General features: G+C 62.7%; 26 protein-coding genes. 11 read left to right on the forward strand and 15 right to left on the reverse strand.

Features of this window, described 5'->3' with window-relative positions; genetic code table 11:
• Positions 1-1,751, forward strand: a 1,751-nt coding sequence (locus AC19YT_RS11895; RefSeq protein ID WP_500610301.1) for a hydrolase, incomplete at its 5' end; no start/stop codon positions are given.
• A gap of 422 nt (positions 1,752-2,173) precedes the next feature.
• Here the strand turns inward: AC19YT_RS11895 and AC19YT_RS11900 are convergent.
• The 4 genes from AC19YT_RS11900 to glyQ all read right to left on the reverse strand — a co-directional run bounded on the left by AC19YT_RS11900 (position 2,174) and on the right by glyQ (position 6,574).
• Entirely contained in the window at positions 2,174-2,944 is a 771-nt protein-coding gene (locus tag AC19YT_RS11900) for a lysophospholipid acyltransferase family protein (RefSeq protein WP_500610302.1), read from the reverse strand.
• 81 nt (positions 2,945-3,025) lie between these two features.
• Entirely contained in the window at positions 3,026-3,547 is a 522-nt protein-coding gene (gene gmhB, locus AC19YT_RS11905; protein WP_500598714.1) for a D-glycero-beta-D-manno-heptose 1,7-bisphosphate 7-phosphatase, read from the reverse strand.
• A gap of 22 nt (positions 3,548-3,569) precedes the next feature.
• Positions 3,570-5,624, reverse strand: coding sequence for a glycine--tRNA ligase subunit beta (gene glyS / locus AC19YT_RS11910; RefSeq protein WP_095110191.1), 2,055 nt, complete (start codon positions 5,622-5,624; stop codon positions 3,570-3,572).
• Positions 5,621-6,574, reverse strand: a complete 954-nt coding sequence (gene glyQ / locus AC19YT_RS11915; protein WP_003213601.1) for a glycine--tRNA ligase subunit alpha — start codon at positions 6,572-6,574, stop codon at positions 5,621-5,623. The genes glyS and glyQ overlap by 4 nt, the downstream gene beginning before the upstream one ends.
• An 80-nt stretch (positions 6,575-6,654) precedes the next feature.
• On the opposite strand from glyQ, the gene AC19YT_RS11920 reads away from it, so the two are divergent.
• From AC19YT_RS11920 to AC19YT_RS11930, 3 genes are all read left to right on the forward strand, one after another.
• The gene (locus AC19YT_RS11920) at positions 6,655-7,212 is read left to right on the forward strand and encodes a DNA-3-methyladenine glycosylase I (RefSeq protein ID WP_095110193.1); all 558 of its coding nucleotides are present in this window, start codon (positions 6,655-6,657) and stop codon (positions 7,210-7,212) included.
• A 42-nt stretch (positions 7,213-7,254) separates the two neighbouring features.
• Positions 7,255-8,142: a lysophospholipid acyltransferase gene (locus AC19YT_RS11925; protein ID WP_500610303.1), complete on the forward strand. Its 888-nt coding sequence runs from the start codon at positions 7,255-7,257 to the stop codon at positions 8,140-8,142.
• Positions 8,143-8,216: 74 nt separating this feature from the next.
• Positions 8,217-8,456, forward strand: coding sequence for a pilus assembly protein PilZ (locus AC19YT_RS11930; protein WP_095110197.1), 240 nt, complete (start codon positions 8,217-8,219; stop codon positions 8,454-8,456).
• Between the two features lie 9 nt (positions 8,457-8,465).
• On the opposite strand, the gene AC19YT_RS11935 is transcribed toward AC19YT_RS11930, so the two are convergent.
• From AC19YT_RS11935 to def, 5 genes are all read right to left on the reverse strand, one after another.
• Positions 8,466-8,780 (reverse strand): tetratricopeptide repeat protein, encoded by a 315-nt coding sequence (locus tag AC19YT_RS11935; protein ID WP_095110199.1) that lies wholly within the window; start codon positions 8,778-8,780, stop codon positions 8,466-8,468.
• Between the two features lie 33 nt (positions 8,781-8,813).
• On the reverse strand, positions 8,814-10,187 hold the full coding sequence (gene trkA / locus AC19YT_RS11940; protein ID WP_095110201.1) for a Trk system potassium transporter TrkA: 1,374 nt from the start codon (positions 10,185-10,187) through the stop codon (positions 8,814-8,816).
• Positions 10,188-10,208: 21 nt separating this feature from the next.
• On the reverse strand, positions 10,209-11,534 hold the full coding sequence (gene rsmB, locus AC19YT_RS11945) for a 16S rRNA (cytosine(967)-C(5))-methyltransferase RsmB (protein WP_095110203.1): 1,326 nt from the start codon (positions 11,532-11,534) through the stop codon (positions 10,209-10,211).
• Positions 11,531-12,490 carry a methionyl-tRNA formyltransferase gene (fmt, locus tag AC19YT_RS11950; RefSeq protein WP_500610304.1) on the reverse strand — a complete coding sequence of 320 codons (960 nt, stop codon included), beginning with the start codon at positions 12,488-12,490 and terminating at the stop codon, positions 11,531-11,533. Before fmt ends, rsmB begins: the two co-directional genes overlap by 4 nt.
• 69 nt (positions 12,491-12,559) lie before the next feature.
• The gene (gene def / locus AC19YT_RS11955) at positions 12,560-13,066 is read right to left on the reverse strand and encodes a peptide deformylase (protein WP_095110206.1); all 507 of its coding nucleotides are present in this window, start codon (positions 13,064-13,066) and stop codon (positions 12,560-12,562) included.
• A 283-nt stretch (positions 13,067-13,349) separates the two neighbouring features.
• Between def and dprA the strand changes: the two genes are divergently transcribed.
• Positions 13,350-14,450 (forward strand): DNA-processing protein DprA, encoded by a 1,101-nt coding sequence (gene dprA / locus AC19YT_RS11960; protein WP_500598648.1) that lies wholly within the window; start codon positions 13,350-13,352, stop codon positions 14,448-14,450.
• A 55-nt stretch (positions 14,451-14,505) separates the two neighbouring features.
• The gene (gene tsaC / locus AC19YT_RS11965) at positions 14,506-15,063 is read left to right on the forward strand and encodes an L-threonylcarbamoyladenylate synthase type 1 TsaC (protein ID WP_095110211.1); all 558 of its coding nucleotides are present in this window, start codon (positions 14,506-14,508) and stop codon (positions 15,061-15,063) included.
• A 25-nt stretch (positions 15,064-15,088) separates the two neighbouring features.
• Here tsaC and AC19YT_RS11970 read toward each other — a convergent pair whose 3' ends face one another.
• Positions 15,089-16,066, reverse strand: coding sequence for an NADPH:quinone reductase (locus tag AC19YT_RS11970; protein ID WP_500598650.1), 978 nt, complete (start codon positions 16,064-16,066; stop codon positions 15,089-15,091).
• 166 nt (positions 16,067-16,232) lie between these two features.
• Between AC19YT_RS11970 and hemF the strand changes: the two genes are divergently transcribed.
• Complete coding sequence (gene hemF / locus AC19YT_RS11975; protein WP_095110215.1) at positions 16,233-17,141, forward strand: oxygen-dependent coproporphyrinogen oxidase; 909 nt, start codon at positions 16,233-16,235, stop codon at positions 17,139-17,141.
• A gap of 15 nt (positions 17,142-17,156) precedes the next feature.
• Positions 17,157-17,978: a shikimate dehydrogenase gene (gene aroE / locus AC19YT_RS11980; protein WP_095110217.1), complete on the forward strand. Its 822-nt coding sequence runs from the start codon at positions 17,157-17,159 to the stop codon at positions 17,976-17,978.
• Positions 17,979-18,110: 132 nt separating this feature from the next.
• Here aroE and AC19YT_RS11985 read toward each other — a convergent pair whose 3' ends face one another.
• The 3 genes from AC19YT_RS11985 to betC all read right to left on the reverse strand — a co-directional run bounded on the left by AC19YT_RS11985 (position 18,111) and on the right by betC (position 22,369).
• Positions 18,111-19,679, reverse strand: a complete 1,569-nt coding sequence (locus tag AC19YT_RS11985) for a SulP family inorganic anion transporter (protein WP_500610305.1) — start codon at positions 19,677-19,679, stop codon at positions 18,111-18,113.
• Positions 19,680-19,918: 239 nt separating this feature from the next.
• Positions 19,919-20,839 carry a choline ABC transporter substrate-binding protein gene (choX, locus tag AC19YT_RS11990; RefSeq protein ID WP_500610306.1) on the reverse strand — a complete coding sequence of 307 codons (921 nt, stop codon included), beginning with the start codon at positions 20,837-20,839 and terminating at the stop codon, positions 19,919-19,921.
• Positions 20,840-20,854: 15 nt separating this feature from the next.
• On the reverse strand, positions 20,855-22,369 hold the full coding sequence (gene betC, locus AC19YT_RS11995) for a choline-sulfatase (protein WP_095110226.1): 1,515 nt from the start codon (positions 22,367-22,369) through the stop codon (positions 20,855-20,857).
• A 114-nt stretch (positions 22,370-22,483) separates the two neighbouring features.
• Between betC and AC19YT_RS12000 the strand changes: the two genes are divergently transcribed.
• The 3 genes from AC19YT_RS12000 to AC19YT_RS12010 all read left to right on the forward strand — a co-directional run bounded on the left by AC19YT_RS12000 (position 22,484) and on the right by AC19YT_RS12010 (position 24,591).
• Positions 22,484-23,428: a choline sulfate utilization transcriptional regulator gene (locus AC19YT_RS12000; RefSeq protein WP_500610307.1), complete on the forward strand. Its 945-nt coding sequence runs from the start codon at positions 22,484-22,486 to the stop codon at positions 23,426-23,428.
• A gap of 40 nt (positions 23,429-23,468) precedes the next feature.
• Positions 23,469-23,795, forward strand: a complete 327-nt coding sequence (locus tag AC19YT_RS12005) for a DOPA 4,5-dioxygenase family protein (protein WP_500598657.1) — start codon at positions 23,469-23,471, stop codon at positions 23,793-23,795.
• A gap of 442 nt (positions 23,796-24,237) precedes the next feature.
• A complete protein-coding gene (locus AC19YT_RS12010; protein ID WP_500610308.1) occupies positions 24,238-24,591 on the forward strand; it encodes a DUF6124 family protein in 354 nt (117 codons plus the stop codon).
• A gap of 177 nt (positions 24,592-24,768) precedes the next feature.
• Here AC19YT_RS12010 and trpA read toward each other — a convergent pair whose 3' ends face one another.
• Positions 24,769-25,581, reverse strand: coding sequence for a tryptophan synthase subunit alpha (gene trpA / locus AC19YT_RS12015; RefSeq protein WP_500610309.1), 813 nt, complete (start codon positions 25,579-25,581; stop codon positions 24,769-24,771).
• A complete protein-coding gene (gene trpB / locus AC19YT_RS12020) occupies positions 25,581-26,813 on the reverse strand; it encodes a tryptophan synthase subunit beta (RefSeq protein ID WP_500598659.1) in 1,233 nt (410 codons plus the stop codon). The genes trpA and trpB overlap by 1 nt, the downstream gene beginning before the upstream one ends.
• Positions 26,814-26,895 lie beyond the last annotated feature (82 nt).

Raw genomic sequence — 26,895 nt, forward strand, 5'->3', positions numbered from 1 at the left:
GTGCGCTGATTTTTGGTGAAGATATCTGCAACCAGATCCCAGGCTGCGTCGGGGAGTTCATACCGCTTTGCCATCTTGGCCTCCTGGCTTTAATGGCGGTGTATTTTACAGAAAATCGTATTTCTTGGGTTTACGTACAGAGCCTAAAGCAGCTGCTTGCGCAAAAAGGTCTGAGTCATGTATATGAAGACGGCTTAAGTTCATGTGATGTGGGTCTTAACAAACGCTCGGGAGCGTTGTTTAGGTATCTACATGAACGTTATGGCATAAAACCAGAAGAGCATGTTCATATTGGAGATCATCCCTGGTCGGATGTGGAGATGCCTCTCTCTCTAGGTGTGAAAGGCATATCTTTTGTCCCGGAGCATTCTCATAGCGCCAGGGAGCAGCGTGAAGGTCTGTTTGTTTCACGAGATGTATTGTTCCAGCATCTACGCCGACTCAGCATTCAAGCATCTATAACTCCACTATCTAAATTGCAAACGATAGAGGCCTCAGCATTTCGATTTGGTATCGAGGCAGCGCCTCTATTCATTGGATTTGCTATGTGGATAGCTGAGGAAGCTGTTGTACAGAAACTGGATAAGATTTTTTTTCTTACACGCGAAGGCGAATTTTTTCAGCGGATATATGAAACTATTTTTCCTACTAATGAGTTTTTTGGGCATCCGCTGCCCTCGCAAGAGCAGCTCGAGGTTAGCCGCTTAGCTACATTTGTTGCGTCGATGGAGGCTGTATCGATAGAAGAGTTCAATCGGATTTGGCGTTTGAATCGTTCGCAAAAAATATCTGGTTTATTCTCTACGTTGGGTCTTGAGTGCGAATCGTTTTCTGAACTTCTAAAAGAGGTGGGCCTGCAGCCGACGGATATAATCGATAATCCGGAAGACAGTGAGCCGTTAAAAAAACTTATTAGCTCGACCATCTTTATTAATGCGGTGCAAAAGCAGATGCAGGAACAGCGTGGTTTGTTGAGCTGTTACCTTGAGACTAAAGGACTTACCCAAAACGGCAATGTTGGTGTTGTTGATATTGGCTGGCGCGGTACGATCCAAGATAATTTGGCTCGTATAAAATCCACTGCACATTTACACGGTATGTACCTCGGCCTCCGGAAAGTGATAAATCCTCAAGGGAGGAATACCACAAAGTCCGCTTATGGCGTTAATGAGTTAAGCGACCCAGATAAAGCGGCGTTGTTTGAGGCATTTGCTGTACTTGAAATGCTCTGCACTTCTAATAAAGGAAGTGCTGAAAGATATTTGATGATCGATGGAAAAGTTGAAGCTCAGCGAAAAGTCTCAGAAGATGAGAATAGATCTCATGATGAGTTCTCTATTCATTTTCAAAATGGAGTTGCCTGCGCGTCGAAAGTATGGGGGCCCTATCTAGAGCGTTATGTCGTTAGCTCTATGGAACTTCATAAGTCTGCAGTACATATTTGGAAGAAATTAAGCACCAACCCAGACACAGACTTGGCCCGCATTTTTATAGATACCCCACAGCATGATGTTTTTGGTTTCGGTGAAATTTTCCAAAAAAATAAAGCCCCTGCATTGTCAACTATAGCGCTATCAGCTGTTAGTTCGCACTCTCGTCGCCAAGTCATAGACTATATCCGGCGAGTTCAATGGACATCGGGCGTCAAACATTTGGAAGGCATAGGCTTAGTGCATAAGGCTATCTTGATAGGGCTTTTTAAATTGGCTAATGCTGTTAAGCGATATAGAATGAAATCCCGAAGAAGTTGATTTTTAAAACTAACCTTTGCATGTTCAATTCGCAGAAATGTTTAGTTGTCAGGTTTTATTTTGGTTTTTACGCGTGAGGTAACTTTGTTTGCGAGTAAGCGACTTATCCATTTTTAACGGCGTATGTACGGTTACTTCAAATTGTTCTAGCAAATGCTGATTGTTTGTTAGCCATCGCTGAGTTTTGATTAACGTATTTCTGTGGTGAGGTTATTTCGCTCACCTGTAATGATGGATGCCAGCGGGTTTTATGATGAAAAAATCCGAACCTCTAAAAGAAAGAATTTCAGTTATGGCCTATCAGGTCATAAAAATTATGCACCTTTTCATGAGCTTTATGCCCTTAAGAAATATATATATAAATCAATGGTATAAGGCCAGTTAACTCCATAGTTAAAACACCCACAGTTTATCCACAGATTTTAAACAGCCACTTTTTCCACTTCAGCCATGCTCGGCGGCAGGGAGCCCATGTCGCGTTGGGTTTGTTCGTTCCAAGCGGCGGCGCGGTCGTTGAGTTCGGCGATGGCGCGGGGGCCGGTGCCGTTGGCGTACATGGGTTCGCCGATGACGACGGTGATGACGCCGGCTTTTTTCGCCCAACCGGTTTTTGGCCAGAATTTGCCGGCGTTGTGGGCAATGGGCAGGACGGGCAGGTCGGCGTTGACGGCCAGGGCGGTGCCGCCTCGGGAGAATTTGCCGACCTGGCCGAAGGGGACGCGGGTGCCTTCGGGGAAGATCAGGACCCAGACGCCGTCCTTGAGCAGTTCATCGCCTTTTTTGGCGACGTGCTTGAGGGCGGCCTTGGGGTTGTCGCGGTCGATGGCGATCGGGCGCAGCATGGCCATGGCCCAGCCGAAGAAGGGCACGAACAGCAGTTCGCGCTTGAGGACTTGGCTCAAGGGCTGGAAATAGGCGGAGAGAAAGAACGTCTCCCAGGTGCTTTGGTGGTTCGACAGGATGACGCAGGGTTGTGCAGGGACGTTCTCGGCGCCTTTGACTTCAAAGCGGATGTCGAGAAAGACCTTGCTCAGCCACAGCGCACAACGGCACCAATAGACGTTGATGAAGCGATAGCGGGCCTTGAAAGGCAGAAAAGGCGCGATGAAAAAGCTCAGGCTGCACCAGAGCAAGGAGCTGGTGCCCAGCAGCAGGTAAAAGAAGAAGGTCCTGATTGCCTGCAAGATCGACATAGCGACATTTACCGTTGCGGGCATTGCCCGCCTGTTCAAGCGCACTCCCGAACATTCCCTGGTCAGGACGTCAGAAGAACCCTAGTTGTGGATAAGTTCAGCGGCAATCGCCGCCAGATCGTCAAAAATCAAGGTGCCCACCGGTAGGGTTTTGCCCAGAGTCTTTTCGCCTTTACCGGTTTTTACCAAAACTGGCTGACAGTCGACGGCTTTGGCTGCCTCCAGGTCACTGATGCTGTCGCCCACGAACCAGACACGGGCCAATTCCACCTGGTAATGAGCCGCGATGGTTTTCAGCAGGCCGGGTTTGGGTTTGCGGCAATCGCAGCCTTCATCGGGGCCATGGGGGCAGTAGACGATCAGGCCCAGCTCACCCCCCTGCTCCGCCACCAGGGCGCGCAGGCGCTGGTGCATGGCGTCCAGCGTGGCGATGTCGTAGTAGCCGCGAGCAATGCCGGACTGGTTGGTGGCGACGGCCACCGTCCATCCGGCCTTGCTCAACTGCGCGATGGCTTCGACCGAGCCGGGCAGTGGAGTCCACTCCTCGACCGACTTGATGTAAGCGTCGCTGTCATAGTTGATGACCCCGTCCCGATCGAGCATCAGCAGTTTCAACGGCGACTCCCTAGCCCAACAGCGAAATGTCGGCAACGCCCAGGAACAGGCCGCGCAGACGTGCCAACAGCGCGTAGCGGTTGGCCCGCACGTTGGCATCTTCCGCGTTGACCATTACCGCTTCGAAGAAAGCGTCAACGGGTTCACGCAGGGCTGCCAGGCGTGCGAGGGACTCGCGGTACTGACGCGCCGCCGCCATCGGTTGCACAGCCTGGTCGGCTTGCTGGATGGCCGAGTACAGGGAGAACTCGTTGGCATTGTCGAAGTATTTGGCTTCAACGGTGGTTGGGATATTGCCTTCGACCTTGCTCAGCAAGTTCGATACCCGCTTGTTCACTGCCGCCAGCGCTGCCGCTTCCGGCAGTTGGCGGAAGGCCTGCACCGCTTGCACACGCTGGTCGAAGTCCAGGGCCGAGCCGGGTTTCAGGGCGCGCACCGAGAGGTAGGTGGCAACGTCCACGCCTTCATCTTCATAGCGAGCGCGCAAGCGGTCGAAGATGAATTCCAGCACCAGATCGGCCAGGCCCGCGGCCTTGACCTTGGCGCCGAACGCATTGACCGCGAAGGCCACGGCGTCGGTCAGGTCGAGGTCGAGTTTCTTGTCGATCAGGATGCGCAGCACGCCGAGGGCGGCACGGCGCAGGGCGTAGGGGTCTTTGCTGCCGGTGGGCAGCATGCCGATGCCGAAGATCCCTACCAGGGTGTCGAGCTTGTCGGCAATCGCCACGGCCGCGCCGGTGAGGGTGCTCGGCAGTTCGGCGCCGGCGCCACGGGGCATGTACTGCTCGTTCAGGGCCAGGGCGACGTCTTGCGGCTCACCATCGTTGAGGGCGTAGTAGTAGCCGGCCACGCCCTGCATTTCCGGGAACTCGCCGACCATCTCGGTGGCCAGGTCGCACTTGGACAGTAGGCCGGCACGGGCCGCGCGGGTGGCGTCGCCGCCGATGCGGGTGGCGATGTGCGCCGCCAGCTTGGAAACACGCTCGGCCTTGTCGTAGACGCTGCCCAGTTTTTCCTGGAACACCACGTTTTGCAGGCGCAGGTTGAAGGCTTCGAGTTTTTGCTTCTTGTCTTGCTTGAAGAAGAACTCGGCGTCGGTGAGGCGTGGGCGAACCACTTTCTCGTTACCGTCGATGATCTGCTGTGGGTCTTTGCTTTCGATGTTGGCTACGGTGATAAAGCGCGGCAGCAACTTGCCATCAGCGTCCAGCAGGCAGAAGTACTTCTGGTTGTCCTGCATGGTGGTAATCAGGGCTTCCTGGGGCACGTCGAGGAAGCGTTCCTCGAACGAGCACACCAGCGGCACGGGCCATTCCACCAGGGCAGTCACCTCGTCGAGCAGCGCTGGCGGCACGATCGCGGTGCCTTCCTGGCGGGTGGCCAGTTCTGCGGTGCGCTGGCTGATGATGGCGCGGCGCTCGTTGGCGTCGGCCAGTACATAGGCGGCGCGCAAGTCGTTCAGGTAGTTGGCTGGCGAGGTGATGCGCACGCTGTCCGGGTGGTGGAAGCGGTGCCCACGGGAATCGCGGCCGGCCTTTTGCGCCAGGATGGTGCAGTCGATGACCTGGTCACCGAGCAGCATCACCAGCCATTGGGTTGGGCGTACGAATTCTTCTTTGCGCGCGCCCCAGCGCATACGCTTGGGAATCGGCAGGTCGTTGAGGGAGTCTTCGACGATGGTCGGCAGCAGGCTGGCGGTTGGCTTGCCCTTGATGACCTGGCTGAAGCGCAGTTTCGCGCCGCTCTGGTCGATTTCGCTCAGCTCCACGCCACACTTCTTGGCAAAGCCAAGGGCGGCTTGGGTCGGGTTGCCTTCGGCATCGAACGCGGCCTGGCGGGGCGGGCCGTCGAGGTTGATGCTGCGGTCCGGTTGTTGGGTGGCGAGCGCGGTAATCAGCACGGCCAAGCGGCGCGGCGCGGCGTAGACCTGCTTGGCTTCATAGCCCAGGCCCGCGGCCTGCAGGCCTTTGTCGATACCGGCGAGGAACGCTTCGGCCAGGGTATTCAGGGCTTTGGGTGGCAGTTCTTCGGTGCCCAGTTCAACCAGAAAATCTTGAGCACTCATTGTGCAGCCTCCAGCTTAGCCAACACTTCATCACGCAGGTCCGGGGTTGCCATCGGGAAGCCCAACTTGGCGCGGGCCAGCAGGTAGGCTTGGGCGACGGAACGCGCCAGGGTGCGCACTCGCAGGATGTATTGCTGGCGCGCGGTCACCGAGATCGCCCGGCGCGCGTCCAGCAGGTTGAAGGTGTGGGACGCCTTCAACACCATTTCATAGCTGGGCAACGGCAGCGGCTGGTCGAGTTCGATCAGGCGCTTGGCTTCGCTTTCATAGAAGTCGAACAGCTCGAACAGTTTCTCGACGTTGGCGTGCTCGAAGTTGTAGGTCGATTGCTCCACTTCGTTCTGGTGGAACACGTCGCCGTAGGTCACCTTGCCGAACGGGCCATCGGCCCAGACCAGGTCGTAGACCGAGTCCACGCCCTGCAGGTACATGGCCAGGCGTTCGAGGCCGTAGGTGATTTCGCCGGTCACCGGGTAGCACTCGATGCCGCCCGCTTGCTGGAAGTAGGTGAACTGGGTGACTTCCATGCCGTTGAGCCAGACTTCCCAGCCCAGGCCCCAGGCGCCCAGGGTCGGCGATTCCCAGTTGTCTTCGACGAAGCGGATGTCGTGCACCAGCGGGTCCAGGCCCACGTGCTTGAGCGAGCCCAGGTACAGCTCCTGGAAGTTGTCCGGGTTCGGCTTCAGGACAACCTGGAACTGATAGTAGTGCTGCAGACGGTTCGGGTTTTCGCCGTAGCGGCCGTCAGTCGGGCGACGACTGGGCTGCACATAAGCGGCGTTCCAGGTTTCCGGGCCGATGGCGCGCAGGAACGTGGCGGTATGAAAAGTGCCGGCGCCTACTTCCATATCGTAGGGCTGAAGTACCACACAACCTTGCTCGGCCCAGTATTGCTGGAGCGCGAGGATCAAGTCTTGGAAGGTACGCACGGCTGGCGTAGGCTGGCTCACAAATTCACCTGTTTCTTGGGCTGCGATTTAAAGAGCGGGAGTATACCCGATTCATTTGCGCGCACGCCCCCTGGAGCCTTATGCCACGCTGCTTTTGGTGCTCACAAGATCCGCTTTACATGGCTTATCACGATCAGGAGTGGGGCGTGCCGCTACGCGATGCGCAGCGTCTGTTCGAGTTGTTATTGCTCGAAGGGTTCCAGGCCGGGTTGTCCTGGATCACGGTTTTGCGCAAACGCGAACATTATCGCCAGGTCCTGTTCGGCTTTGATGTGCAGCGCGTGGCGCAGATGAGCGACGCCGAAATCGAGCAATTGATGCTCGACCCCGGGATCATCCGCAATCGCCTGAAGCTCAACGCCGCCCGGCGCAACGCCCAGGCGTGGCTGGCCCAGGACGACCCGGTGGCGCTGCTGTGGTCGTTCGTCGGTGGGCAGCCGAAAATCAACCACTTCAAGGACCGCAGCGAAGTCCCCGCGGTTACCCCCGAAGCCGAAGCCATGAGCCGGGGCCTGAAAAAGGCCGGCTTCACCTTCGTTGGCCCGACCATCTGTTATGCGCTGATGCAGGCCTCGGGCATGGTCATGGACCACACCGTTGACTGTGATCGCTACGCGCCCTTGGCCGCACGCGGTTAGAATGCGCGGTTCGCACACAGCACATGAGATCAGGAGTGACCTGTGGATAAGTTGAAAGGCGCCTTGCTGGTAGGCGCTCTGCGGTTGTTTGCCCTGCTGCCGTGGCGGGCCGTGCAAGCAGTGGGCGCGGCCATTGGCTGGGTGATGTGGAAAACCCCGAACCGTTCGCGCGACGTGGTGCGCATCAACCTGAGCAAGTGCTTCCCCGACATGGACCCCGCCGAGCGCGAGCAATTGGTCGGGCGCAGCCTGAGGGACATCGGCAAGTCGCTGACCGAAAGCGCCTGCGCGTGGATCTGGCCGGCGCAGCGCTCCATCGATCTGGTGCGCGAAGTCGAAGGCCTGGAGGTGCTCAAGGAGGCCCTGGCCTCGGGCAAAGGCGTGGTCGGTATCACCAGCCACCTGGGCAACTGGGAAGTGCTCAACCACTTCTATTGCAGCCAGTGCAAACCGATTATTTTCTACCGCCCGCCCAAGCTCAAAGCTGTGGACGACCTGCTGCGCAAGCAACGCGTGCAACTGGGCAACCGCGTCGCGGCATCGACCAAAGAAGGCATCCTCAGTGTCATAAAGGAAGTGCGCAAAGGTGGTGCAGTGGGCATCCCGGCTGACCCGGAACCGGCCGAATCCGCCGGTATCTTCGTGCCGTTTTTCGCCACCCAGGCCCTGACCAGCAAGTTCGTGCCCAACATGCTCGCCGGCGGCAAAGCCGTGGGCGTGTTCCTGCATGCCCTGCGCCTGCCGGACGGTTCGGGCTACAAAGTGATCCTCGAAGCTGCGCCAGAGGCCATGTACAGCACCGATACCCAAACGTCTTGCGCGGCCATGAGCCAGGTGGTGGAGAAGTATGTGGCGGCTTACCCAAGCCAATACATGTGGAGCATGAAGCGCTTCAAAAAGCGCCCACCGGGCGAGGCTCGCTGGTACTGAGTGCATTGGCACGATCTGTGGATAACCTTCTTGCAGGGTTATCCACAACGCAAAGGTTCAATAGGGCGCAACAGATGTCCGATCTACGCAAATCCTTTCGCATCAAGATCCAGCATGAAAGCTTCGGCGAATGCCTGGGCCAGACCCGCCACCTTTCCGCCAGCGGGGTGTACGTCAAACACCCGGCCCTGGCGGGGCTGAGCAAGGGCGCGGTGGTCTACGGCCAGGTGCAAGGCCTGCCCGTGGTGGCGCCGCGGGTGCGCATGGAAGTGGTGCAAGTCGATGCCGAAGGGATCGCGTTGCGCTACCTGTAGCCGCCGCGGTCATTGCGCCTGGCGGTCGAGCTTCTTCAAAAACACGCTCATTTCCTTTTCTGCCTGCTTGTCGCCATGGCTGCGGGCCGCTTCCAGCCCCTGCTCCCAGGCGTGCCGTGCGCCGGCGCGGTCGGCCAGGCCCAGGTGCGCCTTACCCAACAGCTTCCAGGCTGCCGAATACTTAGGGTCAAAAGCTACGCAGCGGGTGAAGTGCTCGGCTGCGCGGGCGTTGTCGCCCAGGTCCAGGTAGCCCTTGCCCAGGCCGAAGCGCAGCAGGGCGTTATCCACACCCTTGGCGAGCATTTTTTCCAGGGAATCGAGCATGGATGGATTCCTTCTTGAGGTAGGCCAAAGGGGTTAGAAGAAGCTCAACCCCACGTGGAACAGTTTTTCCACATCGCGGATGTGCTTTTTATCCACAAGAAACAGGATCACGTGGTCGCCCGCTTCGATCACCGTGTCGTCGTGGGCGATGATGACTTCCTCGTCGCGGATGATCGCGCCGATGGTGGTGCCCGGCGGCAGGCCGATGTTCTCGATGGCCTTGCCGACTACCTTGCTCGACTTGGAGTCGCCGTGGGCAATCGCCTCGATGGCCTCCGCGGCGCCGCGGCGCAGCGAGTGCACGCTGACGATATCGCCGCGGCGCACGTGGGTGAGCAAGGTGCCGATGGTGGCCAATTGCGGGCTGATGGCGATATCGATATCGCCGCCCTGGATCAGGTCGACATAGGCCGGGTTGTTGATGATGGTCATCACTTTGCGCGCGCCCAGGCGTTTGGCCAGCAGCGAAGACATGATGTTGGCTTCGTCATCGTTGGTTAGCGCCAGGAAAATATCGGCTTCGGCGATGTTTTCTTCCAACAGCAGGTCGCGGTCCGAAGCGCTGCCTTGCAGTACCACGGTGCTGTCCAGGGTATCGGACAGGTAGCGGCAGCGCGCCGGGTTCATCTCGATGATCTTCACTTGGTAGCGGCTTTCGATGGCTTCGGCCAAGCGTTCGCCGATCTGCCCACCGCCGGCGATCACGATGCGCTTGTAGCTCTCATCGAGGCGGCGCATTTCGCTCATCACCGCGCGAATGTGCGCTTTGGCGGCGATGAAGAATACTTCGTCGTCCGCTTCGATCACCGTATCGCCCTGGGGCAGGATCGGCCGGTCGCGTCGGAAAATAGCTGCGACTCGCGTCTCCACATTCGGCATGTGCTCGCGTAACTGGCGCAGTTGCTGGCCCACCAGCGGCCCGCCGTAGTAGGCCTTGACCGCTACCAGTTGGGCCTTGCCCTCGGCGAAGTTGATGACTTGCAGGGCGCCAGGGTGCTCGATCAGGCGCTTGATGTAGTTGGTGACCACTTGCTCGGGGCTGATGAGCACGTCCACCGGGATCGCGTCGTTGTCGAACAGGTCGGCGCGGGTCAGGTAGGACGCTTCGCGCACGCGGGCAATTTTGGTCGGGGTGTGGAACAGCGTGTGGGCGACCTGGCAGGCGACCATGTTGGTTTCATCGCTGTTGGTCACGGCCACCAGCATGTCGGCGTCGTCGGCGCCGGCCTGGCGCAGCACGGTCGGCAGCGAGCCGCGGCCCTGCACCGTGCGGATGTCCAGGCGATCACCGAGGTCGCGCAGGCGTTCGCCGTCGGTATCGACCACCGTGATGTCATTGGCTTCGCTGGCCAAGTGTTCTGCCAGCGAACCGCCCACCTGCCCTGCGCCGAGGATGATGATTTTCATCCGCTCACTCCCTTAAAACCGTTAACCGCGCGCGGCGGCGATCTTGATTAGCTTGGCGTAGTAGAAACCGTCATGCCCGCCCTCTTGCGCCAGCAACTGGCGCCCGTGGGGCTGTTTGATGCCGGCGGCAGGCTGCCCCAGTTGGCCGGCGATGTCCAACTCCCGTGCGCCCGGGGTGCGCTGCAAGAACGCCTGGATAACCTCGGTGTTTTCCGTCGGCAAGGTGGAGCACGTGGCGTAGAGCAGCACCCCGCCCACCTCCAGGGTCGGCCACAGGGCGTCGAGCAACTCGCCTTGCAGCACCGCGAGGGCGGCGATGTCGTCGGGTTGGCGGGTCAGTTTGATGTCCGGGTGGCGGCGGATCACCCCGGTGGCCGAGCACGGCGCGTCCAGCAGGATGCGCTGGAACGGCTTGCCGTCCCACCACGCGGCGGTGTCGCGGCCATCGGCGGCGATCAACTCGGCGCTCAGGCCCAGGCGCGCGAGGTTTTCCCGCACGCGCACCAGGCGCTTGGCTTCCAGGTCCACGGCCACCACGCCGGCCAGGGCCGGTTCGACTTCCAGGATGTGGCACGTCTTGCCGCCCGGCGCGCAGCAGGCGTCGAGCACGCGCTGGCCGGGGGCCAGGTCGAGCAGGTCGGCGGCCAGTTGCGCGGCTTCGTCCTGCACGCTGATCCAGCCTTCGGCAAAACCGGGCAACTGGCGCACGTCACTTGGCTCGTCGAGGATGATGCCGTCCTGGCTGAACACGCACGCCTTGGCGGCCACGCCTGCGGCGCTGAGCAAACCGAGGTACGCGTCGCGGCCATGATGGCGGCGGTTGACCCGCAGAATCATCGGCGGGTGGGCGTTGTTCGCCGCGCAGATGGCTTCCCATTGCTGAGGCCAGAAGGCCTTGAGGGATTTTTGCAACCAGCGCGGGTGGGCGGTGCGCACCACCGGGTCGTGCTCCAGCTCGGCCAACAGCGCCTCGCTTTCGCGCTGGGCGCGGCGCAACACGGCGTTGAGTAGGGCCTTGGCCCAGGGCTTTTTCAGCTTGTCGGCGCAACCCACGGTTTCACCGATGGCGGCGTGGGCCGGCACGCGGCTGTAGAGCAACTGGTACAGGCCCACCAGCAACAACGCCTCGACGTCGGCATCGGCAGCCTTGAAGGGTTTTTGCAGCAACGTGGCCGCCAGCGCCGACAACCGCGGCTGCCAGCGGGCGGTGCCGAAGGCCAGGTCCTGGGTGAAACCACGGTCGCGGTCTTGCACCTTATCCAACTGGGTCGGCAGCGAACTGTTGAGCGAGGCCTTGCCGCTGAGCACGGCGGCCAGGGCCTTGGCGGCGGCCAGACGCGGGTTCATTGGGCATCCGCCGCGTGGCCGAGGACGGTGCCCAGGGCGAATTTCTCACGGCGGCTGTTGAACAAATCGCTGAAGTTCAGCGCCTTGCCGCCGGGCAATTGCAGACGGGTCAGGCACAGCGCCTGCTCGCCACAGGCCACCACCAGGCCATCCTTGCTGGCGGCGAGAATCTCGCCCGGTGCGCCGTGGCCGTCGGCCAGGCTGGCGGCGAGCACTTTCAGCGCTTCGCCGTTGAGCGTGCTGTGGCAGATCGGCCACGGGTAGAAGGCCCGCACCAAGCGCTCCAACTCCACCGCTGGGCGGCTCCAGTCGATACGCGCTTCGTCTTTGTTCAACTTGTGGGCGTAGGTGGCGAGGGCGTCGTCCTGCACTTCGCCTTGCAGGGTGCCAGCAGCGAGCCCGGCGATGGCTTGCAGCACGGCGGGCGGGCCGATTTGCGCGAGGCGGTCATGCAGGCTGCCGCCGGTGTCGGTGGCGCTGATGGGCGTGGCGACCTTAAGCAGCATCGGCCCGGTGTCCAGGCCCAGTTCCATGCGCATCACGGTCACGCCGCTTTCGGCATCGCCGGCTTGCACGGCGCGCTGGATCGGCGCCGCCCCGCGCCAGCGTGGCAGCAGCGAGGCGTGGCTGTTGATGCAGCCCAGGCGCGGAATATCCAGCACCGCTTGCGGCAAGATCAGGCCGTAGGCCACCACCACCAGCAGGTCGGGCTTGAGGGCCGCCAGTTCGGCTTGGGCCTCGGCGTTGCGCAGGGTTGGCGGTTGTAGCACGGCGATGCCGTGTTCCAGGGCCAGTTGCTTGACCGGGCTGGGCGCCAGTTTTTGCCCGCGGCCGGCCGGGCGGTCGGGCTGGGTGTACACGGCCACGATCTGGTAAGGGCTGTCGAGCAGGGCCTTGAGGTGTTCGGCGGCAAATTCGGGGGTGCCGGCAAAGACAATGCGCAGTGGCTCAGTCATGAAAGTTCTCGGTTGAAAACACGCGAAAAAGAAAAAGGCTTGCTGCAGCAAGCCTTTGAAAGAAGGGGATCAAGCTTGCTGGCGATGTTTCTTTTCCAGCTTCTTCTTGATCCGGTCGCGTTTGAGCGTGGACAGGTAATCGACGAACAACTTGCCGTTGAGGTGATCGCACTCATGCTGGATACACACCGCCAGCAGACCTTCGGCAATCTGCTCGAATGGCTTGCCGTCGCGGTCCAGGGCTTTGATCTTGACGCGCAACGGGCGCTCGACGTTCTCGTAGAACTCCGGCACCGACAGGCAGCCTTCCTGATACTCGCCCATTTCTTCGGTCAGCGGCTCGAACTCAGGGTTGATGAACACCTGGGGCGCGCTGCGATCTTCGGACAGATCCATGACCACCACGCGCTTATGCACGTTGACCTGGGTGGCGGCCAGGCCGATGCCGGGGGCCTCATACATTGTTTCAAACATGTCATCGACCAACTGGCGCACCTCGGCGTCCACTACGGCCACCGGTTTGGCGACAGTGCGCAGGCGCGAGTCGGGAAATTCGAGGATGTTCAAAATGGCCATAAGCGTAATTGCTGCACGTGTGAAGTAAGGGCGAAATCGGCGGCCTGACGGGCGACCGGTGCCCAACGCGCTCCTGGGGGAGCGAGCCACGCGGGCTCAGGCGTTGGGCGCGAACGCACATAATAAAGGGATTCCCCCGATGTTGAAACGAGCAGTCGCCGTATGGGCGCTGCGAAGGGCCTGAAAAGGCCGGTGAAATCACAGATTCTCAACAAGTTACCAACAGACTTATCCACAGCTTGTTCCTTTTCCGAAGGGACTTATATCGATCAAGGATGATCCGATGCCCACACCTGCTCCCACCGTTCTATCCCCTGCCGAACTCGAAGCGCGCCTGCGCCTGCATCGCCTGCCGGAGCTCGGCCCGCGGCGTTTTTACACGCTGCTGCAAGCCTTCGGTTCGGCCTCCAAAGCCCTCAGCGCACCGGCCAGTGCCTGGCGCGCCTTGGGGTTGCCGGCGGCCTGTAGCGATGCCCGGCGCAACCCCCAAGTGCGCGACGGCGCCAGCCACGCATTGGCCTGGCTAGAGCGCCCGGGCCAGCATTTGCTGATGTGGGACCAGCCCGGCTACCCCGCGCTGCTGGCGGAAATTGACGATGCGCCGCCGCTGTTGTTCGTCGCAGGCGCGCCGCAGATTCTGGAAAAACCGCAGTTGGCGATGGTCGGCAGCCGCCGCGCGTCGCGCCCGGGCATGGACACCGCCGCTACGTTTTCCCGCAGCCTGGCCGGCGCCGGTTTTGTCATTACCAGCGGCCTGGCCCTGGGCATCGACGGCGCGGCGCACCAGGGCGCGCTGGACGTGGGCGGGCAGACTATCGGCGTGCTGGGCACGGGCCTGGAAAATTTTTATCCACAGCGCAATCGCACCCTCGCGCAAGCCATGATCGACGGCGGTAGCGCAGTGGTGTCCGAGTTCCCCTTGGAGACCGCGCCCAACGCCGCCAACTTCCCGCGGCGCAACCGCATCATCAGCGGGTTGTCCCTCGGCGTGCTGGTGGTGGAAGCCAGCGTGGCCAGCGGTTCGCTGATTACCGCGCGGCTGGCGGCGGAACAGGGCCGCGAGGTCTATGCCATTCCCGGCTCCATCCACCACCCCGGAGCGCGGGGTTGCCATCAGTTGATCCGCGATGGCGCGGTGCTGGTGGAAACCATCGAGCACGTGCTCGAAGCCCTGCGCGGCTGGCAGCAGCTACCGCCCTCCTGCGAGGCGGCGCCGGCGCCCAGCGATCACCCGTTGCTGGCGCTGCTGCACGCCGCGCCCCACACCAGCGAAGCCCTGGCCGCCGCCAGTGGCTGGGCCTTGCCCAAGGTGCTGGCGGCCCTGACAGAGCTGGAGATGGACGGCCGCGCCGTTTGCGAAGGCGCGCGCTGGCTGGCGCGCTAGGCTTTACCGGGAAGATCGGTAAACTGCGCGCAGCTTTCATTTTGGAGACTCAGCGATGGTCAATAGTTGGCGTGTGCAAGAGGCCGCACGAGAAATTCGCGCCGGGGCGGTGATTGCCTATCCAACCGAAGCCGTGTGGGGCCTGGGTTGCGATCCGTGGAACCTCGACGCGGTCGAGCGCTTGCTGATGCTCAAGGGCCGTTCGGTGGAAAAAGGCCTGATCCTGGTGGCGGACAACATCCGCCAGTTCGACTTTTTGTTTGAAGACTTCCCGGACCTGTGGATCGACCGCATGGCCAGCACCTGGCCGGGACCCAACACCTGGCTGGTGCCCCACCGGGGGATGCTGCCGCAGTGGATCACCGGCGTACACGAAACCGTGGCCCTGCGCGTCAGCGACCACCCGCAAGTGCGCGATTTGTGCTCGCTGGTCGGGCCGTTGGTGTCCACTTCGGCCAACCCTCAGGGCCGCCCGGCGGCGCGTACCCGGTTGCGGGTGGAGCAGTATTTTCGCGGGCAACTGGACCTGGTGCTGGGCGGGCGCCTGGGCGGGCGCAAGAACCCCAGCGTGATCCGCGACCTGGCCACCGGCCAAGTGGTGCGGGCGGGTTAGGGACTGCCCGCTCGCGATAGCGCCCTCAAGGCAACAGAATCGTCGACCCCGTGGTGCGCCGCGCCGACAGCTCGGTCTGCGCCTTGGCCGCTTCGGCCAGTGGGTATCGCTGGCTGATGTCTACCTTCAGCTTGCCGCTGGTGACCATGGCGAACAGCTCATCGGCCATGGTTTGCAGTGTTTCGGCGGTGTTGGCGTAAGTCGCCAGGGTCGGCCGGGTCACGTACAGCGAGCCCTTGGCCGCGAGGATCCCCAGGTTCACCCCTTCCACCGCGCCCGACGCATTGCCGAAACTCACCACCAAGCCCCGTGGCACCACGCTGTCCAGGGACGTCAGCCAGGTGTCCTTGCCGACGCCGTCGTACACCACGTCGCACTTTTTCCCGTCCGTCAGTTCCAGTACACGCTGTGCGACGTCTTCGCGGCTGTAGTCGATGGTCGCCCAGGCGCCGAGGGATTTGGCCAGCGCCGCTTTTTCGGGCGAGCTGACGGTGCCGATCAGCTTCACGCCCAGGGCCTTGGCCCACTGGCACGCCAGCGAACCCACGCCACCGGCCGCAGCGTGGAACAGGATGGTTTCGCCGCCCTGGAGGGCATAGGTCTGGCGCAACAGGTACTGCACCGTCAGGCCTTTGAGCATCACCGCCGCCGCTTGCTCGAAGCTGATGGCCTCGGGCAGATGCACCAGGTTGTTCGCCGGCAGCACATGCAGGTCGCTGTAGGCGCCCAACGGGCCGCTGCCGTACGCCACGCGGTCGCCCACCTTGAACCGGGTCACTTCGCTGCCCACCGCCTCCACCACCCCGGCGCCCTCGGCGCCCAGGCCCGAGGGCAAGGCCGGCGGCGCGTACAAGCCACTGCGAAAATAGGTGTCGATGAAGTTCAGGCCAATGGCCTTGTTGCGCACTTGCACTTGCTGGGGGCCGGGCGCGGCCGCTGAGTAGTCCACGTACTCCAATACGTCGGGGCCGCCATGGGCACGGAACTCAATACGCTTGGCCATCTGCACTGTCCTCGGGTCGGTTGGCAAAGGCTCCTATCGGACTCCTAAGCTTGATCTTCGTCAACTGCGGCGCACGCGAGCGCAGTGGTATGCTACGCGCCCATTTGCGCCGGCCTCAGGCTCCATACGAAGCGCCGTGTAGCTTTGCCCGATTCAAGGTGATGCCATGACTACCCGCACCGAGGCCGTAAAAGCCTACCTGCTCGACCTGCAAGACCGCATTTGTGCCGCCCTGGAAACTGAGGACGGTGGCACCCGTTTCGTCGAAGACGCCTGGACCCGGCCCGCCGGCGGCGGCGGTCGCACGCGAGTGATCGAAAACGGCGCGGTGATCGAGAAGGGCGGCGTCAACTTTTCCCACGTATTCGGCAGCGGCCTGCCGCCGTCCGCCAGCGCCCATCGGCCCGAGCTGGCCGGCCGTGGCTTCGAGGCGCTGGGGGTGTCCCTGGTGATCCACCCGCACAACCCCTATGTGCCAACGTCCCACGCCAACGTGCGCTTTTTCATCGCAGAAAAAGAAGGCGAAGAACCGGTGTGGTGGTTCGGCGGCGGCTTCGACCTGACCCCCTACTACGGCAACGACGAAGACTGCGTGCACTGGCACCGCGTGGCCGAACAGGCCTGCGCGCCGTTCGGCGCCGATGTCTACCCGCGCTACAAGGCCTGGTGCGACAGCTACTTCCACCTCAAGCACCGCAACGAACCGCGGGGCATCGGCGGCCTGTTTTTCGATGACCTGAACGAGTGGGATTTCGACACCTGCTTCGCCTTCATGCGCGCCATCGGCGACGCCTACATCGACGCCTACCTGCCCATCGTCCAGCGCCGCAAGGCCCAGGCCTACAGCGAGCAGCAGCGCCAATTCCAGGAGTTGCGCCGCGGCCGTTACGTGGAGTTCAACCTGGTCTACGACCGTGGCACCCTGTTTGGCTTGCAATCGGGCGGGCGTACCGAGTCGATCCTCATGTCGTTGCCGCCGCAAGTGCGCTGGAGCTACGACTGGAAACCCGAGCCTGGCAGCGAAGAAGCGCGCCTGACCGACTACTTCCTGCAAGACCGCGACTGGCTGGCCTGACCGAGGAGATGCCCGATGGATCACTACGTCGTTTTCGGTAACCCGATTGCCCATAGCAAATCGCCGCTGATCCATCGCCTGTTTGCCCAGCAGACCGGTCAGCAACTGGCTTACGACACGCTGCTGGCGCCGCTCGACGATTTCGCCCACTGCGCCCGGGAATTTTTCCGCGAGGGGCGCGGCGCCAACGTCACAGTGCCCTTCAAGGAACAGGCCTATCGCCTGGCCACCCGCCTCACCGAGCGCGCCCTGCGGGCCGGTGCGGTCAACACCTTAAGCAAACTCGACGACGGCACACTGCTGGGCGACAACACCGACGGCGCGGGCCTGGTGCGCGACCTCACGGTCAATGCCGGGGTCAGCCTCAAGGGCAAGCGCGTGCTGCTGCTGGGCGCGGGCGGCGCGGTGCGTGGGGCGTTGGAGCCGTTGCTGGGCGAGCAGCCCTCGTCGCTGATAATCGCCAACCGCACCGTAGAAAAAGCCGAACTGCTGGCCGAACTCTTCGCCGACCTGGGGCCGGTGTCGGCCAGCGGTTTCGATTGGCTGCACGAATCGGTGGACGTGATTATCAACGCCACCTCCGCCAGCCTCGCGGGCGACCTGCCGCCGATTGCCAGCAGCCTGATCGAACCGGGCCACACGGTGTGCTACGACATGATGTACAGCCAGGCCCCGACCCCGTTCTGCCGCTGGGCCAGCGAACACGGTGCGGCGCTGTCGCTCGATGGCCTGGGCATGCTCGTCGAACAGGCCGGCGAAGCCTTCTACCTGTGGCGCGGCGTGCGCCCGGACACGGCGCCGGTGTTGGCGCAGTTGCGGCAGGGGTTGGCGCTGTAGGGCTTCAGCTCTCCTGGTGGGAGCGAGCCCGCTCGCGATGGCGCAGTGTCAGCCGACATCACCTTTTCTGACCCACCGCCATCGCGGGCAGGCTCGCTCCCACAGAGGCTGGCTCCCATAGCAAGAAACCCCTCAGTCCTCGAACCGAATCGGGCATTTCTGCGGCCCTTCCAGCTTCATCAGCTCCTCCACCACCTGCGGCCTTGCGCGGCGCAGGGTCAGGCTGCGGCCCTGCTGCAATAGGCGCCGCGCTTCCTGGTGGAGCATCTCCACCCCTGAGTAGTCGATAAAGTTGATCTGCTGCGCGTCGATCACCACCCGCGCGCCGTGCAAGCGTTGCAGGCGCACTTGCAGGTAATGGCTGGCGCCGAAAAAAATCGACCCGCCGACCCGCAGCACATCGTCCTCGCCCTCGCGCAACTGCTGCACCCGTGGCTGCGACGTGCGCTTGAGGTAGAAAAACAGCGACGCCAGCACCCCGGCGTAAATCGCCGTTTGCAGCTCCAGCAACAGGGTCGCCAGGCAGGTCAGCAGCATCACCACGAACTCCGCGCGGCTGACCCGCAGCAGTGCGCGAATGCCGCGCACATCCACCAGCCCCCAACTGATAAGCACAATGCTCGCTGCCATGCTCGGCAGCGGTATATGGGCGATCAACCCTGCCCCGGCCACGGCGAACAGCGCCACCCACAGCGCCGAAAACACCCCGGCCAGCGGCGAGCAGGCACCCGCCTCGTAGCTCAACCCGGAGCGGGTGAAGGAGCCAGCCGACAACGAGCCGGAGAAAAACCCACCGACGATATTGGACAAGCCCTGGGCACGAACTTCCTGGTTAGCGTCGAGAAGTTGCTGGGAACGTGCGGCGATCGAACGGGCAATCGACAGGCTGGTGACCAGCCCCAGCATGCCCACCGCCACCGCGCTGGGCAGCAGGCGCAGGATCAAGTCCAGGTCCAACGGCAAAGCGCTGAACGGCGGCAAGCGCCCGACAAACCCGCTGACCCGTTGCACATGGCCAAACAGCCCCGGCCACAGCCACACCAGCAGGCTGCTGGCCACCAGGCTCAGCAGCAGCGTCGGCCAGCGCGGCAGCAAACGCTTGAGGCCGATGCCCAGGGCCAGGGTCAGCAGGCCCAGGGCCAGCGACGGGCGGTCGATGTGCCCAGCCTCGCGCAGCAGCGCCAGCAGGCTGTTGATCGCGGTCGCCTGGTTCGGCACCTCCAGCCCCAACAGGTTGGGCAACTGCCCCAGGGCAATCACCACCGCCGCGCCGAGGGTGAAGCCCAGCACCACGGCATGGGAGACGAAATTCACCAGCGCGCCGAAGCGCAACATCCCCAGCAGCCACTGGAAAATGCCCGCCAGCAGGGTCAGCAACAGGATCAGGGTCACGTAGTCCTGCGTCCCCGGCACCGCCAAGGGGCTGACACTGGCATACAGCACGATGGAAATCGCCGCCGTCGGCCCGCAGATCAAATGCCACGACGAGCCCCACAAACAGGCGATCAACACCGGCACGATCGCCGCGTACAAACCGTATTCCGGCGGCAGGCCGGCGATCAGCGCGTAGGCAATCGACTGCGGCAACGCCAGGATCGCCCCGCTCAACCCGACGATAGCGTCGCGGCCCACGCTGGCGCGGGTCTGGCGCGGCAGCCAGGCGAGGAAGGGAAACAACTGATGGCGAGTGGGCACAGCCATGGGGCCTCGGAGGTGGGGGGAGGTGGCCAAAGAGTATCAGGTGGCGGGTTGACGGGGGGCAGACCCTAAGGAGCCCAACCCTGTGGGAAAGCGCTATGGGAGAGCACTGTGGGAGCGAGCCTGCTCGCGATAGCGGTATACCTGCCGTCATGGTTGCTGGCTGTACTGCCGCCATCGCGAGCAGGCTCGCTCCCACAGAACCTGGCCCACAGAAAAAACCGCCAGGCAAAAACCAGCTATTAAAGCCTGGCCTTAACCGCCGCCAACGCCTCCTGCCCATCCAGGGTTTTCACCCCCTCCAGCCATGCGTCCAGCACCGCCGGGTTGGCCTGGAGCCAGGCCTTGGCCGCGGCGCCGTTGCTGGTTTTGTCGTTGGCCACGGCGGCCATGATGCTGTTTTCCATGGCCTGGGTGAATGTCAGGTTGTTCAGCAACTTGGCCACGTTCGGGCAGGCCTGGGCATAACCCTTGCGGGTCAGGGTGTGGACGCTGCCGGTGGCGCCAAAGTACTTTTCGCCGCCCTTGAGGTAGCGCATGTTCAGTTGCACGTTCATCGGGTGCGGCGTCCAGCCCAGAAAGGCCACGAAGCGCTGGCGCTTCACTGCCCGCGCTACCTCGGCCAGCATCGCCTGCTCGCTGGATTCCACCAGTTTCCAGCGGCCCAGGTCGTAATCGTTTTTCTTGATGATCTCTTGCAGCGACAAGTTGGCCGGGGCGCCGGCGCCGATGCCATAGAGCTTGCTGCCAAAGCGCTCGGCAAACCGATTGAGGTCGGCAAAATCCTGCACGCCGGCCTCCCACACATAGTCGGGTACGGCCAGGGTGAACTCGGTGCCGTCCAGGTTTTTCGCCAGTTGGGTGACCTCGCCCGAGGCCACGAACTTGTCGTAGAAGCCTTGTTGCGCCGGCATCCAGTTGCCCAGGAACACATCCACCTGGCCGTCCTTGAGGCCGCCGAAAATGATCGGCACCGCCAGGGTATCGACCCTGGGCTTGTAGCCCATGCCTTCGAGCACAAACCCAGTGAGGGCATTGGTGGCGGCGATGTCGCTCCAGCCCGGGTCGGCCATTTTCACTGTCTCGCAGCCCGGTTCGGCCTGGGCCGCCGCGCAGCCCAAGGCCAGCAACCCGGCCAGCAGCCCTGTGGATAACCTTTGCATGTGCATCCCCTTACGTTATTGGAGTGGGCAGGGTTGTGGATAACGTGCCTTGCGCTCCAGGTCATCGAGGTCGATGTGGTTGCGCATGTACTGCTGGCTGGCGTCTACCAGCGGCTGGTGGTCCCAGCTCTTGAGTTGGCCCACGGCCAATGCCTGGGCCACGAAGCGGCGGCGGCGCTGGCTGGCCAGCACCTGGGCGGTGATGGCGGGGATGTTCCACTTGGCCCGCGCCTCGGCGAGAAAAGCGTCGAAAAGCGGGCGATGTGGCGGCGATTGGCTGAGTTCTTCCTGTTCCTGGGGGTCGTTGTGCACGTCGAACAGCAAGCACGGGTCGTCCTCGCTGTAGATGAACTTGTAGGCGCCCCGGCGGATCATCATCAGCGGGCTCACGGTGCCTTCGGCCATGTACTCGCCGAACACCTCGTCGTGCCCGCTGCCGCCCTGCAAATGCGGCACCAGCGAGCGGCCATCCAACGCCAGCCCCGGCGCCACCTCGCCCCCGGCCAACTCCACCAGGGTGGGCAGCAGGTCGGCAGTCGATACCGCCGCCCGCACCCGCCCCGCCGCGAATTGCCCCGGCGCCCACACCAGCAGCGGCACGCGGGCGGCCATCTCGAACCAGTGCATTTTGTACCAGAGCCCGCGCTCGCCGAGCATGTCGCCATGGTCGCCCGAGAAGACAATCAGGGTGTCGTCCAACAGCCCGGTTTCGTCGAGGGTTTGCAGGAGTTTGCCGACGTTGTCGTCGATATAGCTGCACGCACCAAAATAGGCACGGCGCGCGTCGCGGATCTTATCCACAGGCAGCGGCTTGTCCCATAGGTCGTAAACCTTGAGCAAGCGTTGGGAATGAGGGTCTTGCGCTGCCTGAGGGGGCGTGTGCGGCAGTGGGATTTCATCGTCGCGGTACAAATCCCAATACGCCTTGGGGATGGTGTACGGGTCGTGGGGGTGGGTCATCGACACCGTCAGGCAAAACGGCTGGTCGCCGGCCTCGCGCACATGGTCGTACAAATACTGGCGCGCCTTGAACAGCACCTCTTCGTCGAAATCCAGTTGGTTGGTGCGCACGCACGGGCCGGCCTGCAGCACCGAGGCCATGTTGTGGTACCAGGTGGGGCGCACATCCGGCTCGTCCCAGTTCACCGCCCAGCCGTAGTCGGCGGGGTAAATGTCGCTGGTCAGGCGCTGTTCGTAGCCGTGCAACTGGTCGGGGCCGCAAAAGTGCATCTTGCCCGACAGCGCCGTGCGGTAGCCCAGGCGCCGCAGGTAGTGGGCATAGGTCGGTACATCGGCGGGGAAATCCGCCGCGTTGTCGTAGGCGCCGATCTTGCTCGGCAACTGGCCGCTGACCAGGGTAAAGCGCGACGGCGCGCACAGGGGGCTGTTGCAGTACGCGGCGTCGAACACCACACCCTGGGCGGCGAGGCGGCTCAAATTCGGCAGCTTGATGGGCGATGGCCCGTAGAAGGGCAGCATGGGCGCGGCCATTTGATCGGCCATGATGAAAAGAATGTTCTTGCGCTTCATGGGTTCGCGGCATTCCATAGTCGGCAGTTATGCGAAAGTGCTGGGGCCGAGAATGTAGCCCGCGCACTGAGCGGTAAAGCCCACGCAAGGCAATGACTAGGATAAGCACAGCTTATGTATGAAGCCCTTGGCGATTTATCCCTGGACCTGCTGCGCGCCTTTGAGGCCGCAGCGCGCCAGCGCAGTTTTACCGCGGCGGCGGTGGAGCTGGGCACCACCCAACCGGCCATCAGCCAGCAGATCAAACGGCTCGAAGAACAGTTGGCCACACGCCTGTTCGACCGCATCTACCGCGGCATCGAACTGACCGACGCCGGCGCGCTGCTGCTGGAGCACGTGCAGGCCGGGTTGCAGCACATCGACACTGGTTTGCTGGCTATCGGCAATCAGGGCCAGCATGAAGTGCTGCAAGTGGCCACCGACTTTGCCTTTGCCGCCTATTGGCTGATGCCGCGCCTGCACCGCTTTCACGCCGCCTACCCCCAGGTGGACGTGAGCCTGGTGACCAGCGAGCGCAACCACACCATGCTGCGCCCCGACATAGACGTGGCCGTGTGGTTTGGCGACGGCCGCTTCAAGCAGGGCGACAGCCATTGGCTGTTCAACGAAGAAGTGTTCCCGGTGTGCAGCCCGCTGCTGCTCAAGGGCCGCGCCCTGCCCTTGCCGGCCGCTAGCCTCACCGACCTGCCGCTGCTGCACTTGCGCGGTGAAGCCAGCAGCCATTGGTTCGACTGGGCCGGGGTGTTTCGCGCCTTGGGCCTGCACGCCGCGCCGGCGCCTGGGCAATTGCGTTTCGACAACTACACGCTGCTGATCCAGGCTGCGATTGGTGGCCAGGGCGTGGCCATTGGCTGGCGTCACCTGGTGGATAACTTGCTGGCCCAAGGCCTGCTGTGCCGGCCGATTGCCGAAAGTGCCGCCTCGGGGTTTGGCTACCACGTGGTGCTGCCGGCCCGTAAACGGCGCGGGGCGCTGATCCAGAGCTTTGTCGATTGGCTGATGGCCGAGCACCGCGCCGACACCCTGGCGGGGATGGCCCTGCCGGCTATCGCGGTGTAGCGTGGCGGCTGGGTAAAAAATCTGACATCCAGAGAGCACTATGCAACGGATCAAGGGCTACCACGCCCACATCTACTACGACGCCAACACCCTCGAACAAGCCCGCCAGTTGTGCGAAACCGCCACGGGGCTGTTCGACGTGCACATGGGCCGTCTCCACGAACGCCCCGTGGGCCCGCACCCGGACTGGAGCTGCCAACTGGCCTTCGGCCCCGAAATCATCGGCGTGATGCTGCCGTGGCTGGCGCTGAACCGTAATGGCCTGGTGGTGTTTTTGCACCCCAACACCGGCGACGACCTGGCCGACCACACCGACTACGCCGTGTGGATGGGCGCGATACGGCCGTTGGATTTGAGCGTTTTTTGAGCGGCTAAGCCCCGCCCCGCTATCGAACAACCCCCTGTGGGAGCGGGCCCTGCCTGCGATGGCGGTGTGTCATTCGGCGAGGTTGTTGGCTGTGCCGCTGCCATCGCGGGCAGGCTCGCTCCCACAGGTTTTGTGGTGTTTGGGGAGTTTTCCTTCAGGTTGTGGCGCGGGTGGTGAACTTGTGGGCGGCAAAACCGGGGGCTAGTCTGCGCCGGTCATCGCTCAATCGGTGACACGGACGTGCAAGTCCGACTCGGCCCACAATCGCTTATGGCTATTCATCGAGCATTTTTCTATGCTCGCGAACCGTTATGGCGGCTGTGTGTGGGAGGCCTTCGGGCCTGCCGGGTTCCGAGTCCGGTCTTGCACACCTGCGCACAGCCGCCACCTCTTTCGAAGCAAGCGAAACGGTGTTGGCTCCTTAATTACTCGGAGCTAAAACATGTTCAAACCCACCCCCAACCCGCCCGAAGACCTCAGCGTTTCCCCCTACGCATCCGCCGATTCCCCGCGTTTCCACGAGGCCGCCGAGCGTGCCCTGGATTTTCACTTGCGCCCCGACACCCCGCGCCCGTGCCCGCCTGAAACTCTGTTCAGCGTGGTGCCCGATACCCACGCCGAAACGCTGCTGACCAACGCCTACCAAACCCTGACCTCGGCCAATGCCATGGCCTGCGACTTGGCGTTCGACCTCGACGGCTCGCGCCGCCATGTGGCGCTGGCGATCCAGCAGATGATCGAGTTGGGCCAGTTGCTGGTGAACCGGGTGTTGGATGTGGAACACGGCCACGGCTAAAACCGCTGCCCCTGTGGGAGCGGGCCCTGCCCGCGATGGGGGTGTGTCATTCGGCGAGGTTGTTGGCTGTGCCGCTGCCATCGCGGGCAGGCTCGCTCCCATATGAGGGGCCTGCTCAATAAAAAAAGGGGTTCAGGCAGCGTGCCTGAACCCCTTTTTAGCTAGCGCCTAACACCTTTAGGCGCCACGCGCCCCGCGTACGCCTTGGGCCAGTGCGGCGCACAGGCTCAGTACGCCGTCCACGGCTTGTTCGTCGCTGGTGGCGTTGGCGATGTGGTCGATCAGGGCCGAGCCCACCACCACGCCGTCGGCCAACCGGGCGATGGCGGCGGCTTGCTCGGGGGTGCGGATGCCGAAGCCGATGCTGATGGGCAGGTCGGTGTGGCGGCGCAGGCGTGCCACGGCTTCTTCGACGTGTTCCAGGGTGGCGGCGCCGGCGCCGGTCACGCCCGCCACCGAGACGTAGTACACAAACCCGGAGCTGCCGTTGAGCACGGTAGGCAGGCGTTCATCGTCGGTGGTCGGGGTGGTGAGGCGGATAAAGTCCAGGCCCGCCGCTTGCGCCGGGTCGCACAGCTCGCCGTTATGCTCGGGCGGCAGGTCCACCACGATCAAACCGTCCACGCCCGCCTCTTTGGCCTCGCTGATGAAGCGCGGCACGCCGTAGTGGTGGATGGGGTTGAAGTAGCCCATCAGCACCAGGGGCGTATCGCTGTTGCCCTGGCGGAACTCGCGCACCATTTGCAGGGTTTTGGCCAGGTTCTGCTTGGCGCCCAGGGCGCGGATGTTGGCCAGTTGGATGGCCGGGCCGTCAGCCATGGGGTCGGTGAAGGGCATGCCCAACTCGATCACGTCGGCGCCGGCGGCGGGCAGGCCCTTGAGGATGGCCAGCGAGGTGTCGTAGTTGGGGTCGCCGGCGGTGACGAAGGTCACCAGGGCGGCGCGGTTTTGTTGCTGGAGCTGGGCGAAGCGGGTGTGCAGGCGGCTCATCAGTGTTTCTCCTGCTGGGTGTGTTCCATGTGGTGCATGACGGTTTGCATGTCTTTGTCGCCGCGCCCGGAGAGGTTGACCACCATCAGGTGATCCTTGGGCAGGGTCGGGGCGCGCTTGAACACTTCGGCCAGGGCGTGGGCGCTTTCCAGTGCGGGAATAATCCCTTCCAGGCGACAGCATTTGTGAAAGGCGTCGAGGGCTTCGTCGTCGGTGACCGAGGTGTATTCGGCACGGCCGATATCGTGCAACCAGGCGTGTTCCGGGCCGATGCCGGGGTAGTCCAGGCCGGCGGAGATGGAGTGGGCGTCGATGATCTGGCCGTCGTCGTCTTGCAGCAAAAAGGTGCGGTTGCCGTGCAGCACGCCGGGTACGCCGCCGTTGAGGCTGGCCGCGTGCTTGCCGGTGTCGATGCCGTAGCCGGCCGCTTCGACGCCGATGATTTGCACGCTCTGGTCATCCAAAAACGGGTGGAACAGGCCCATGGCGTTGGAGCCGCCGCCGATGCACGCCACCAGGCTGTCGGGCAGGCGCCCTTCCTGAGCTTGCAACTGGTCGCGGGTTTCCTTGCCGATCACGGCTTGGAAGTCGCGCACCATGGCCGGGTACGGGTGCGGGCCGGCCACGGTGCCAATCAGGTAGAAGGTGCTGTCGACGTTGGTCACCCAGTCGCGCAGCGCTTCGTTCATGGCGTCTTTGAGGGTGCCGGTGCCGGCCACCACCGGGATCACGGTGGCGCCCAGCAGCTTCATGCGGAACACGTTGGCCTGCTGGCGCTCGATGTCGGTGGTGCCCATGTAGATCACGCAGTCGAGGCCGAACCGCGCGGCCACGGTGGCGGTGGCCACGCCGTGCATGCCGGCGCCGGTCTCGGCGATGATGCGTTTTTTGCCCATGCGCCGCGCCAGCAGGATCTGGCCGATGCAGTTGTTGATCTTGTGGGCGCCGGTGTGGTTGAGCTCTTCGCGCTTGAGGTAGATCTTGGCGCCGCCGCAGAACTCGGTCAGGCGTTCGGCGAAGTACAGCGGGCTGGGGCGCCCGACGTAGTCGCGCTGGAAGTAGGCTAATTCTTCAATGAAGGCCGGGTCGACTTTGGCCGCTTCGTATTCGCGGGCCAGTTCGAGGATCAACGGCATCAGGGTTTCTGCCACGTAGCGGCCGCCGAAGTCGCCGAACAGGCCGTTGGCGTCGGGGCCGTTACGCAGGTTTTGCGGGTGATGGGGCTGGGTCATGACGCGCTCCAGGGGCATTCGTTAAGTGACAATGGCGTTCACTCTACCCCTGCCGCCGGGGGCTGAAAACCGATAAGATCGC

This window comes from Pseudomonas sp. MF08875 (assembly GCF_059862525.1).

Bases quoted from the DNA above. Each gene is read 5' to 3' on its own strand.
- AC19YT_RS11920 (WP_095110193.1), top strand. From the start codon at position 6,655: ATGCCACGCTGCTTTTGGTGCTCACAAGATCCGCTTTACATGGCTTAT.
- betC (WP_095110226.1), bottom strand. From the start codon at position 22,369: ATGAAGCGCAAGAACATTCTTTTCATCATGGCCGATCAAATGGCCGCG.
- AC19YT_RS11930 (WP_095110197.1), top strand. From the start codon at position 8,217: ATGTCCGATCTACGCAAATCCTTTCGCATCAAGATCCAGCATGAAAGC.
- glyS (WP_095110191.1), bottom strand. From the start codon at position 5,624: ATGAGTGCTCAAGATTTTCTGGTTGAACTGGGCACCGAAGAACTGCCA.
- gmhB (WP_500598714.1), bottom strand. From the start codon at position 3,547: ATGCTCGATCGGGACGGGGTCATCAACTATGACAGCGACGCTTACATC.
- AC19YT_RS11935 (WP_095110199.1), bottom strand. From the start codon at position 8,780: ATGCTCGATTCCCTGGAAAAAATGCTCGCCAAGGGTGTGGATAACGCC.
- trpB (WP_500598659.1), bottom strand. From the start codon at position 26,813: ATGACCCAGCCCCATCACCCGCAAAACCTGCGTAACGGCCCCGACGCC.
- choX (WP_500610306.1), bottom strand. From the start codon at position 20,839: ATGCAAAGGTTATCCACAGGGCTGCTGGCCGGGTTGCTGGCCTTGGGC.
- aroE (WP_095110217.1), top strand. From the start codon at position 17,157: ATGGATCACTACGTCGTTTTCGGTAACCCGATTGCCCATAGCAAATCG.
- fmt (WP_500610304.1), bottom strand. From the start codon at position 12,490: ATGACTGAGCCACTGCGCATTGTCTTTGCCGGCACCCCCGAATTTGCC.
- hemF (WP_095110215.1), top strand. From the start codon at position 16,233: ATGACTACCCGCACCGAGGCCGTAAAAGCCTACCTGCTCGACCTGCAA.
- AC19YT_RS12005 (WP_500598657.1), top strand. From the start codon at position 23,469: ATGCAACGGATCAAGGGCTACCACGCCCACATCTACTACGACGCCAAC.
- trkA (WP_095110201.1), bottom strand. From the start codon at position 10,187: ATGAAAATCATCATCCTCGGCGCAGGGCAGGTGGGCGGTTCGCTGGCA.
- AC19YT_RS12010 (WP_500610308.1), top strand. From the start codon at position 24,238: ATGTTCAAACCCACCCCCAACCCGCCCGAAGACCTCAGCGTTTCCCCC.
- rsmB (WP_095110203.1), bottom strand. From the start codon at position 11,534: ATGAACCCGCGTCTGGCCGCCGCCAAGGCCCTGGCCGCCGTGCTCAGC.
- AC19YT_RS12000 (WP_500610307.1), top strand. From the start codon at position 22,484: ATGTATGAAGCCCTTGGCGATTTATCCCTGGACCTGCTGCGCGCCTTT.
- dprA (WP_500598648.1), top strand. From the start codon at position 13,350: ATGCCCACACCTGCTCCCACCGTTCTATCCCCTGCCGAACTCGAAGCG.
- trpA (WP_500610309.1), bottom strand. From the start codon at position 25,581: ATGAGCCGCCTGCACACCCGCTTCGCCCAGCTCCAGCAACAAAACCGC.
- tsaC (WP_095110211.1), top strand. From the start codon at position 14,506: ATGGTCAATAGTTGGCGTGTGCAAGAGGCCGCACGAGAAATTCGCGCC.
- AC19YT_RS11900 (WP_500610302.1), bottom strand. From the start codon at position 2,944: ATGTCGATCTTGCAGGCAATCAGGACCTTCTTCTTTTACCTGCTGCTG.
- AC19YT_RS11985 (WP_500610305.1), bottom strand. From the start codon at position 19,679: ATGGCTGTGCCCACTCGCCATCAGTTGTTTCCCTTCCTCGCCTGGCTG.
- AC19YT_RS11970 (WP_500598650.1), bottom strand. From the start codon at position 16,066: ATGGCCAAGCGTATTGAGTTCCGTGCCCATGGCGGCCCCGACGTATTG.
- def (WP_095110206.1), bottom strand. From the start codon at position 13,066: ATGGCCATTTTGAACATCCTCGAATTTCCCGACTCGCGCCTGCGCACT.